The following is a 10,624-nucleotide window of genomic DNA, read 5'->3' as shown; positions in this document are numbered from 1 at the left end:
CAACGTGGTCGATGTGAGAGGCTCCTGCCACCATCGCATGGATGAGGGTCAATGACTTACTCGCTTTATTGGCTCCACCCACTCGACCAGTGAGATCGACCCGCTCCGAGATGAGAGCATCGAGACCAAGCCTTTGGGCAAGGGTGGAGACCAAGAGAAGTCCCGCATTGGCGACCAGATTCTCATCGTCAAAGGTGACCTCGATAGCGTCTGGCGTGTGATAAGGTTTGCTCACAGAAAGTGTTCTCCTTGGTTGGTCGTTTGGGATGCTTTTCTACACCTATTCTACCAGCTCAGGGGGCACTTTCTTTAGTTTTGGGCGACCAATTCACAGAGTTGGTCGGTGCTTCTAGGCTTAGATAGTTGTGACAGTTGCCTACCTCCCCTATCGCTGGGATATACAGCAGCTGAATCGATGTCCCATAAGAAATGTGATATTGACTTCGAATCAAGAAATAAATTCAATACACATATCGTAGCGAAATTGTTCGTACAACTTTTTTAGATGTGATATATTGAGGTTACTGGCATAGTTGGTTTTAGGAATTGGGGGTTTTATGCACGTAATCACTATCGAAACTCCAGAGCTTGGAGACAGAAGTTACCTAGTGCATGATGGATCAAAGGCGTTCGTGCTTGATCCACAAAGAGACATCGAAAGAGTCATAAAAGCTGCGAAGGATGCCGGGGTTGAGATTAGGGCTGTAGCCGAGACTCATATCCATAACGACTACGTAACCGGTGGATACGAGCTGGCTACGAGACTCCAGGTACCCTACTACGTTAATGAGGCTGATAACGTCTCGTTTGAGCGCAATGGTGTAAAGGACGGGAGCAAGATTACCGTCGGGGGACTTGAGATTGAGGTAGTGGCTACTCCAGGACACACTCCCAACCACCTCTCCTATGTCGTTACTGACGGGTCAGGTGAGGGGGTGGTCCTCTCTGGTGGTTCTATGCTCTTTGGTTCAGTTGGAAGAACCGACTTGATTTCGGCGGAACTTACCGAACCACTAGCGAAGGCCCAGTACCACTCGGTTAGAAGGCTGGCGGAGAAGTTTCCCGAGCACTTTGGCGTGTTTCCGACTCATGGTTTTGGCAGCTTCTGCTCTTCCGTGGCTACGACCGGCGGTTCAACATCCACTCTTGGGGATGAAAAAAGGAACAATATCGTCTTTAAATTCGATGATGAAGAACTCTTCGCAAAGACTATCATCGCAGGTCTGACTGCATATCCTAAGTACTATGCTCATATGGGCAGAATTAATTCGGCCGGGCCCAGGGCTCCACGTTTTGAGCCGCCCGCCTTACAGAGCGCTCAGGACATCTACGATCGAATCACAAAGGGGGAGTGGGTAGTTGATCTGCGCTCCCGGAGAGACTTTGCCAAGGCTCACATTATCGGTACCTACAACATCGAGTACGGAAATTCCTTCACCACCTTCTTTGGATGGGTTGTACCCTTTGATGCCACCATCACCTTGATGGCGGCAGATATCGAACAGTTTGAAAGGGCTAGGATCGATCTCTCTAGGATCGGCTTTGACAATATTAGAAACGCCGTGATCGGCGATGTCTCTTTGCTTGGAAACGACAAGTTGATCACATCTTCTTACGAGATCGTCTCTTTCGCTGACGGCAAGGAAATTGAGGAGGATTTCCTTATAATTGATGTTCGGCGCCATGATGAGTGGAACAACGGATTCATAGAGGGGGCTAAGCATGTACCTCTTGAGAAGGTACATGAGATCCGTGCAACTCTTGATGACGAAAGATTGCATCTGATACACTGTCAAAGTGGTTATCGTGCCTCTATTGCAGCAAGCCTCATAGAAGCTTCTGGAAAGAGGGTCCGCTTGATCGACGATAGCTTTGATGTAGCAAAAGAGGTTGGCTTCAACATAAAGAGGCCATAGGGAAGTTACTGGTTAGTAGCAGGTGTAGCAAGACGCTGTGCCTGTGATGTAGTTGGTTTGGTTTTGGGTTTGCATTGCCGTTTGGCGACGGCCTTGCAGAAAGGGGCAGAAGTGAAGAATCTGCATCATAACGTTGTGATTGTTGGTGGGGGATCGGCGGGTATCACGGTTGCGGCTCGCCTAGCGAAAGCTAAAGTACATGACGTCGCTATCATAGAACCCTCGGTGTACCACTACTACCAACCTCTATGGACTTTAGTCGGAGGTGGAGTCGCTAAGGCGGCTGAGACAGTTAGGGATGAGTCGAAGTATATCCCTCAAGGGGTTACATGGGTTCGGGACAAGGCGATAACGATCGATCCGGATGCAAAGACTGTCACAACTGAGGATGATCTCAATATCAGTTACGACTACTTGGTCGTATGTCCTGGTATCCAACTTGACTGGAACAGACTACCAGGGAGTGCTGAGATGCTCGGTAAGGACGGAGTGTCGTCGAACTACACCTATGAGCTTGCGCCGAAGACTTGGGAGTTTCTAAGCGCTACAAAGAAAGGCACGGCAATCTTCACGATGCCGTCTGGACCTATTAAGTGTGCTGGGGCACCGCAAAAAATAGCGTACCTCGCAGCTGACTACTGGCGCTCTACTGGAGTGCTGTCAAAGATAGACGTCCACTTGGTTCTTCCGACCCCTGGCATGTTTGGTGTCCCAGAGTTCGCTAAGGTTCTCGAGCAAGTAGTCGCTCGCTATGGCATTCAAGTTCACTTCCAAAGTGAAGTTGTCGAGATCAATCCTGCAACGAAGACCGCAACGATCGTCAATAATGCAGAGGGCGGCACGAAGTCGACGTTGGACTTTGACTTCATGCATGTGGTACCACCACAGAGCGCTCCGGACTGGATAAAGTCCTCAGCTATCGCTGATCCGGATAACCCTGCGGGCTATGTGCAGATAGATAAGAACACCATGCAGCACACCCGCTATCCGGACATCTTTGCGCTTGGTGATGCTGGAAGTAGTCCTAACTCCAAGACCGGTGCTGCGATTCGGAAGCAGGCTCCGGTGGTGGTTCAAAATCTACTCGATCACATGGCGAACAAACCTCTTTCTGCGAGTTATGGAGGATATGCTTCTTGCCCTCTAGTCACCTCTCGGAGGTCGATGTTGTTGGCTGAGTTTGACTATACCTTGAAGCCCACGCCTTCGATTCCTCTAATCGATACTAAGAAGGAGCGATATGATATGTGGCTTCTCAAGCGCTATGGACTTCCCTTGCTGTATTGGAACTTCATGTTGAAAGGTTTAGCCTAAGATAGCGCATCTCGCTTTCGCTAAAGTCTGATCCTTCCACTATCGGCGAGTCTTATGGGCTCGTCGATAGTGTGTTTGTCTCGACACAGCTCCTGCGCTAGCTTTTGGGTGTCTAGCCAGATGATCTGCTACGAAAGTTAATAATTGTGAAATACAACTAATTTGCCTGGCGTTAACCTGAGGGTCAGCAATTGTGGTTAGCTGGCTATCGAGACGATACTAGTACAAATATGGGGACCGATTGACTTGAGTAGAGCTGAAGACACTTACCTGAAGGTCCCATCGAAAGTTGAGAGGCTCATCTACGGAAGCATTGCAGGAGGGGATCTTCGTAGAGTGTTGCTGGCAAGGGCCTTGATGAGCGCATCGAGAGCCTTGGCCGGAGTTCTCGTTCCTGTGTATCTTGTATTGATCGGCTTTAGTGCTACCTCGCTCGGTGTCTTGTTCATGGCTATAGCCTTTGCTGCTGTAGTCCTTTCCTACTTGGTAGGGGTCTTCTCTGACCGAGTTGGTGCGAAGCCGTTTTTGGTTTTGTTCCCGATGATCGTTGCGGCAGCCTCTGTGGTGTTTGCCTTCACATCGAATGTTTTTCTGCTCGTGCCGATGGCGATGCTTGCATCTTATGGAAGAGGAGCAGGTGCTGGTGCTGGCCAAATTGGCCCCTATCAACCGGCTGAAAGCTCTCTAATCGCATCGTCTGTGTTGGCTAAAGATAGAAATCAGGCTTTCGCCAGAGTCTCGATGTTCTCAACAGCTGGTGCTTTTGTAGGTTCGCTTCTTGCTTTGATGTCTAGTTCAAAGCACGGGTCCCACGCATTCGTAATGTTAGAGTTCAGGGGATCGATGCTGCTAGTGGGCGCACTCGCTCTAGGCGCTGGTCTTGTCGTTCTACCGATAGCCAATGCTCGTCCAGGTAAAGGATCAAAGAGTAAAGAGAAGATACCTCTTCCGCATGCAGCAAGATTACTCATTGCGAGGCTTTGGGCGACCAACACACTTACAGGGTTGTCGGTCGGACTTTATGGCCCTTTCATAACCTACTGGTTATACAGGAGATTCGCCGTTAGCACGGCAACCATTGGGCTTTTGTATGCAGCGGTGAATGTGGTGGCTCTATCATCTGGGATAATTGCTCCGAAGCTAGCCGAGAGGTACGGCCTCGTGCGTGCTACAGTCATGCTCAGAGTGGTTCAAAGCGTGCTACTAATACCGTGGGCACTTGCGCCTAACTTTGCATTTGCAGGGCTGTTCTATGCGGTACGGATGATCGCTCAGAGGGCTAGTCTACCTCTGCGACAGTCTTACGCTCTAGGCCAGGCTCCTGAAGGAGCTAAAGCACGTGTATCCTCCATATCTAACATACCTTCCCAGATCGCCATGGCTGTGTCTCCGGCAGTCGCAGGAGTGATCTACGATAGTGTGTCTCTAGATCTTCCTTTGGTACTGGGAGGTATTTTACAGTTGGCGAGCACGGGTCTCTACTATGTGTTTTTCAAGGATAGACCTCCTGAGGAAGAGCAATGAATCGCAGATCTTCAGTCTTGGCACGTGATATCGGTGCGACGTAACGATAGCATTTAGGTTGAATTTAGAGGTTGTGATGTGTGTCAATACCTTGTCTCGGTGTGCTAGAGGGAGTTGCCTTGGTTGTGTCAGCCAAAGAAATGGGTCTGAGGGATCTGTCTCAAAGTCCCCTGCCTTCCTTTCTGTCTTGAACCTATTATGAAAATTGATATCCATGAGAGAAGGCCAATGCATTGAGTCTCTGATCATTTTCAATACCTTCGGTGATAGGAGCGGTTATTCCTGGGATCATCTGTCTAGGCATCGACGTTCTTGGATTCCAGCCCACTAAAGGATCTAGTAGCTCCGTTCGACCTATGGCTGTGATGGTATGTATATTTCACTTCCCATGGAGCGAAACTCCGCAGACTTCTCCTCCATCTTTGCTCTGATCTCAATCCTTTGCTCCTTTCGAAGCCGATGAGATAGTGACATAGAACAGAACTTCGGCCCACACATGGAGCAGAAGTGTGCTTTCTTAGCGGCTGGCGCAGGCAGAGTCTCGTCGTGGAAGCTACGTGCAACCTCAGGATCAAGTGCCAGGTTGAACTGATCTTCCCATCTGAACTCGAACCTTGCTTTGGATAACTCAAGGTCTCTTCTAAGCGCTGCCGGATGTCCCTTGGCTACATCTGCTGCATGGGCTGCAATTTTATAGGCAGTCATTCCTGCGCGTACGTCATCGGCGTCAGGCAGTCCCAAGTGTTCCTTCGGCGTGACGTAACAAAGCATTGAGGTGCCATACGTCGCTATTATTGCCGCTCCAATTGCTGATGTGATATGGTCGAACCCAGGAGCGAAGTCGGTCGTTATAGGACCCAATGTGTAAAAAGGAGCGCCGTCGCATAGTTCATCTTCAAGCCTGACATTTTCGGCTATTTTGTCGATGGGTACGTGTCCAGGTCCCTCCACCATAACCTGTACGTAGTTTGCTCTGGCGATCTGCACTAGCTCGCCTAGAGTTCTCAGTTCACTAATCTGTGCCTCGTCGTTGGCGTCTGCAATCGACCCAGGCCGTATACCATCTCCTAGGGACAGGGTGATATCGAAGCGCTGTGCGACCTCGCAGAGGTCTTCAAAGTGATCGTACAAAAAGTTCTCTCGATGGTGAGCGAGACTCCAAGTTGCCATGATAGAACCGCCGCGGCTCACGATCCCAGTTACTCTTTCGGTGGTTAGAGGTATGTATGGAAGGAGTAACCCAGCGTGGATGGTCATATAGTCGACGCCCTGTAATGCCTGATCCACCATCACCTCCTCAAACAACTCCCAAGAGAGTTTTTCGACGGATCCGCCAACTCTTTGTAGCGCCTCGTATATCGGAACCGTTCCGATTGGAACTGGGGAGTTGCGTATGATAGCGCCCCTGGTGTCTTTGATCTGTGTTCCTGTTGAGAGATCCATGACTGTGTCGGCACCGAATCGTACTGCCGTCTTCATCTTGGCCACTTCGCTATCTAGATCAGCCTTGACGGATGAGTTACCGATATTGGCGTTTACCTTGACCAAGAACTTAGATCCAATGATCATCGGCTCGGTCTCGGGATGATTAATGTTTGCCGGAAGCACCGCATGTCCATTTGCAATCTCTCCACGAACGAACTCAGAAGATACACCCTCTCGCAGTGCGACGTATACCATCTCCTTGGTGATGATGTTGGATCGCGCATAAAACAACTGGGTGGGCGTTTAGCCGTCTTTGGCTACTAGGGGCCCGTTTTGGTTGATTTGTTGAGACGAACCCTCGTAATTAGTCACATCCTTTCGGTCGATGATCCAATCTCTTCGCAAGGGATCGAGTCCTTTGCTATCGACCTGCAACCCCCCAGCGGTGTCGTAGACATCAAGGTATCTGTCACCCGGCTCTGAATCGTTGCCACTTGCAGATATTCGGCGTACTCGGACAGCTACGTCTTGGCAATCAGATTTTAGATAGACGTTAGAGTTGTTTTTTTATTGTCATAGTTCTCCCTCCGTCGGCATTACCCGAATCAGGTGTTACGGTCGGCACCTTATGCCCTCTCAGCCCGAAAGCTCCCGTGATGCATTGAATCCTAACACGGTTTCAAAGATAGATCAACGGTAACCGAATATTTTGTGGGGAAGGATTGCACTCGTCTGTGATCACGATCTCAACGTGCGAAGCACGGGTGTTGAACCTAGTCGCGATACGGGACCCGGTTCGCTTAGTAGTAGCAGTACCGATGGAGCAAACGGGTGAGTGGACCTAAGTCCCAAAGATACAGGGCTCTTCCGGTTTTAGCGGGGTGAGATCTCCTTGCTGGTTGCTTCGATGAGTCGAAGGGTGTTAGTTTTTGCTGACGCTTACGCATATTTATTGTTCGAAAGATGCCGAGGAGACCGCTCTTTGTCTTGAGTAGCTCCTCGCAGGGGGAATCCTCGCTTCGGTTGGGTTGATTGTGATCTTTGCCTAGGTGTTTGTGTGGCCTAGGTAACGACAATAGAGTCGAGGAGTCCTAAGGTGGGCTCGTAAGCATAGAGTAAAGCTCTGACTCTTTAGTGTCTGAAATTTCTGAACCCAAAGCTGCCGGTCTTGATCCTCTTATTCAGCATTGTTGAGTCCCTTGGTTGGGGCGTTGGTGACGTGGGCTAGGTGATAGGCCATGATCTTGGAGAACTACCTCTCTAAAGTGTCGCCAAGTGTTTGCAGCTCTTTGGGCATAGAAGCCTTCTTCAGGTGAGTCTTGATGGAGGTCAGGTGCTCTTCGGCTTGGTCGTAGTTAGATATTGCGTAGAAGTCGGAGAGCTTCTTTCACCCTGTGGGCCAAGAAGACCCCGGCATCTGGATCCCCAAGACTCAGTAGGATCGCTAGGCGTTCTCTGGCGATATCATCCAACCGATCCGAGCGCATGACTAAGAGCTTGCGAGCCGGGTAGAGGGGGTCGTGTTTTCTTCCCCTGTGCCTGAGATACTCCCTTTGCACTCGCCTTTAGATGTTGTCTAAGGCTGGGTTGGCCGGGCGAATGAGGTGGAAGCCGTCAACGACCTAAATGACGCCTAGGAGAACAACGTTGTAGAGTGCGCCGCAGGGGAGAGAGGTCCAAGGCCCCATAGATGAGGTTTGCTCGAAAGTGATGGGACCAAAGAGAGATCCAGCTGGCCACCTCCACGAAGTCCCTAGTGGAAAGGAGATAAATTAGCTGGTGGTTGCCCACGTCAGAGACGGTGGTGGCCCAGTGTTTGGTCTTGAACCTGCCTCTTTGGACAAATAGCGTCTCATCTAGCCCTACGGAAGCGGTTGTCTTTTGTTACTTGTGATCTTGAGGCAGTAGGACCTCCCCGTAGGTGACGACGGCTTTATTCACCACCTCTCAATCACATCCAAGTTTCCCCGCCACGTCCGACACCGTCCTGCCACGTTACCATTTAGGTAAGCCTTGATGGTCGAGGTTAGGTCACTGGGCCTTGTATAACTCAATTGCCCTGTCACTGATGATCCGTGGGGTGTTGTCGCTAGGCCCAGAGACGCTTGTAAAAGATAAATAGGGACATGGCCATGGAGTGATCCTTAGGTCGCGTCGTAACGTGGGTGTCTAAAGCGGGTGTCTGACTGTGGCCTCAGAGAAGCAGAGGATACCCGCTCATGGAACGTGCGTAGGACATCTATTGTGGTCTCGATGTAGGTAAGTTCTCGCACTACGCCGTTGCGATCGGAGTGGACGGGGAAAAGCTTGCCGATGGAGAGTTTCCCCAAGACGAAGTGAAGTTGTCCGAACTCTTCAGTCGGCCACAGACCAGGGTAGCGTCCTCGTTGTCGTTGACCAACCCAACACGATCGGAGCTCTGCCTGTTGCGGTAGCTCAAAACCTTGGAGTAGACGTCGCCTACTTGCCCGGTCTTGCTATGCGCAGGGCAGCTGACCTCTATCCTGGCAACGCGAAGACCGATGCCCGTGACGCCTTCATCATCGCCAACACCGCTCGCTCGATGCCCCATACCTTACGAGCCATCGACAAGGAGAGCGAGGTGCTCGCAGCTCTCAAAGTACTCGCTGGCTTTGACGAGGATCTCACGCATGAATGCACGAGGACAATCAACCGGCTTTGCAGCCTCTTGTTGGGGTTTCCCCTACTCTCGAGAGGGTCTTTTTGGGACTCGTCTGACCCAACCCCTGGTGCTTGAGCTCTTCATCAAGTACCACGGCCCGATCGGACTCCGTGAGGCTGGTAAGGCAAAGGTCATGTGCTTTGCCCGCTCGAAGAGCTCCCGCTATCCATCGCGGCTCATCGACGAGATCTTCGAAGCTCTCTCACAACAGAGCGTGAGCGTCAGTGGGACAGGCGCCGTGGAACTTGTCATTCCAATGCTTGCTCTCAATATCAAGACGCTCAAGGCCCAAAGGGTGGACGTTGCACAACAGGTGGAGAAACTGTTGGCGAACTACCTTCTCTTGGAGGTCTTGATGTCCATTCCAGGAGTGGGCATCAGATGCGCAGCCAAAAAATACTCCTTTGCGTCGGCGATGGCTCCAGCTTTCCAACTGCCGCCCACCTAGCGTCATACGCTTAGATAGCGCCGGTCACTCGGCGATCGGGATCCTCGATCAGAGGAGAGAGCCCATCTAGAGGAGGCAATAAACAATTGAAGAATGCCTTGTTCCGATCAGCGTGGGTCGCCTCAACCTGTGACCCGGAATCAAAGGCGTACTATGCGCAAAAAAGGGCACAGGGCAAGAGGCACAATGCGGCGATCATCTGTTTAGCCAGGAGAAGGTGTGACATGATCTATTCGATGTTAAAGAGTGAGACTTTCTATCGTTCGAAAATCGCTCTATCGGCTTGACAAAGAGATAGGGACACCCCCACCTGCTTTATTGCCCACTTGGCGGCTCTGGTGGTGAGGACGCATCCAATCGCTGAGATACGGTGATCTTCCATAGTCCAGGTCTTTATAGAGCAGTGCTCATGAGGACAGAACATGCGGTGCCTCCTCCATCTAAGCCGGGTGGGTGGGTGTTCCTCCAAAGGGATGATGTACATAGAAGACGCAGGGATGCTCCTTGACCACAGCTCGAGTCCCACAATCCGAACAGCGCACATCTCTAAGGATCTGTTCAGTTGCGATCTCAACGGTTGGACCGGGCACCTATAAAAGAGGATTCGGATGTCTTTGAGACCTACCAGAGCAAGGGAGATGTCGACAGGATCGGAGGGTACAGAGGCGATTTGGTATTTGTATTTCACACTTCAACAGCTAAAAGCGCCCCTGTGCCCAAAGCAAATGCAAGCCCTAGGAGCGTACTGAATAAGCCCCATCCCCGTGAGGTGCCAGGCAGTGCATGGGTTCCCCGGGTTGTCCGCCGGTTCTTCGTTTCTGGTTCCTCCTCCCTCTCACCGCTTTGGTAAGAGGGGGAGGAGAGGGAGAAGCTATCAGTTTGCCAGTACCCAACCCCCCTCTTGTAATGTGAGGTTGTTTCGAAGGAGTACCTTTAGGTTCCAGAGGGTTCCAAGGAGTAGATAGTGCATCGTGTTCTTGTCAACACCTCTGTAGCGCAGCTTTGAACCATTGAGTTTGCGCTTCATCTGGGCATGGATGCGCTCGACGCTTGGACGAGTGGCCTTGTAGCTTGCTTTGATCTCCTCGTTTGCAAAGTTCGCACGTTGGGCCCTGGCATAGGAGTGATTGGGGACAAAGGTCATCACCCGCCCACGCTTGGAGCGAGTACACAGATCCTTTAGGGGACAGGTGTTTGAGTACTTGGTAAAGGAGGCTCTCCCCTTGGCCGAGATGGTGACCGTGTGCTTGGCTGGGCAGGTGACGTGTGCGGGCGTTTCGGCGGTTGCTTCGTTGACGATGAAGTCATCGATGC

5 protein-coding genes, 3 pseudogenes and 1 riboswitch are annotated in these 10,624 nt (G+C 51.2%); of the genes and pseudogenes, 4 read left to right on the top strand and 4 right to left on the bottom strand.

Annotation, left to right across the window (positions count from 1 at the left end; translation table 11 throughout):
- Positions 1-235, bottom strand: a pseudogene (locus tag BUA24_RS10995) (hypothetical protein); the annotation flags it as partial.
- A gap of 298 nt (positions 236-533) precedes the next feature.
- On the opposite strand from BUA24_RS10995, the gene BUA24_RS10990 reads away from it, so the two are divergent.
- The 3 genes from BUA24_RS10990 to BUA24_RS10980 all read left to right on the top strand — a co-directional run bounded on the left by BUA24_RS10990 (position 534) and on the right by BUA24_RS10980 (position 4,754).
- Positions 534-1,916 carry an MBL fold metallo-hydrolase gene (locus tag BUA24_RS10990; protein WP_218587475.1) on the top strand — a complete coding sequence of 461 codons (1,383 nt, stop codon included), beginning with the start codon at positions 534-536 and terminating at the stop codon, positions 1,914-1,916.
- Between the two features lie 93 nt (positions 1,917-2,009).
- A complete protein-coding gene (locus BUA24_RS10985; RefSeq protein ID WP_218587474.1) occupies positions 2,010-3,230 on the top strand; it encodes an NAD(P)/FAD-dependent oxidoreductase in 1,221 nt (406 codons plus the stop codon).
- A 246-nt stretch (positions 3,231-3,476) separates the two neighbouring features.
- Positions 3,477-4,754 (top strand): MFS transporter, encoded by a 1,278-nt coding sequence (locus BUA24_RS10980; RefSeq protein ID WP_072792474.1) that lies wholly within the window; start codon positions 3,477-3,479, stop codon positions 4,752-4,754.
- Positions 4,755-5,108: 354 nt separating this feature from the next.
- On the opposite strand, the pseudogene thiC reads toward BUA24_RS10980, so the two are convergent.
- Positions 5,109-6,740 (bottom strand): annotated as a pseudogene (thiC, locus tag BUA24_RS10975) (phosphomethylpyrimidine synthase ThiC); the annotation flags it as partial.
- 4 nt (positions 6,741-6,744) lie between these two features.
- Positions 6,745-6,844: riboswitch (TPP riboswitch) on the bottom strand.
- Between the two features lie 1,572 nt (positions 6,845-8,416).
- Between thiC and BUA24_RS10965 the strand changes: the two are divergent.
- Positions 8,417-9,597, top strand: a pseudogene (locus BUA24_RS10965) (IS110 family RNA-guided transposase).
- Here BUA24_RS10965 and BUA24_RS12285 read toward each other — a convergent pair.
- Both BUA24_RS12285 and BUA24_RS10960 read right to left on the bottom strand, forming a co-directional pair.
- On the bottom strand, positions 9,567-9,884 hold the full coding sequence (locus BUA24_RS12285) for a hypothetical protein (protein ID WP_143146536.1): 318 nt from the start codon (positions 9,882-9,884) through the stop codon (positions 9,567-9,569). The pseudogene BUA24_RS10965 and the gene BUA24_RS12285 overlap by 31 nt on opposite strands.
- 300 nt (positions 9,885-10,184) lie before the next feature.
- Positions 10,185-10,624, bottom strand: a 440-nt coding sequence (locus tag BUA24_RS10960; RefSeq protein ID WP_178138814.1) for a transposase, incomplete at its 5' end; no start/stop codon positions are given.

This window comes from Ferrithrix thermotolerans DSM 19514 (assembly GCF_900128965.1).
Classification (GTDB): domain Bacteria; phylum Actinomycetota; class Acidimicrobiia; order Acidimicrobiales; family Acidimicrobiaceae; genus Ferrithrix; species Ferrithrix thermotolerans.
This window is presented reverse-complemented; position numbering and strand designations above follow the sequence as displayed.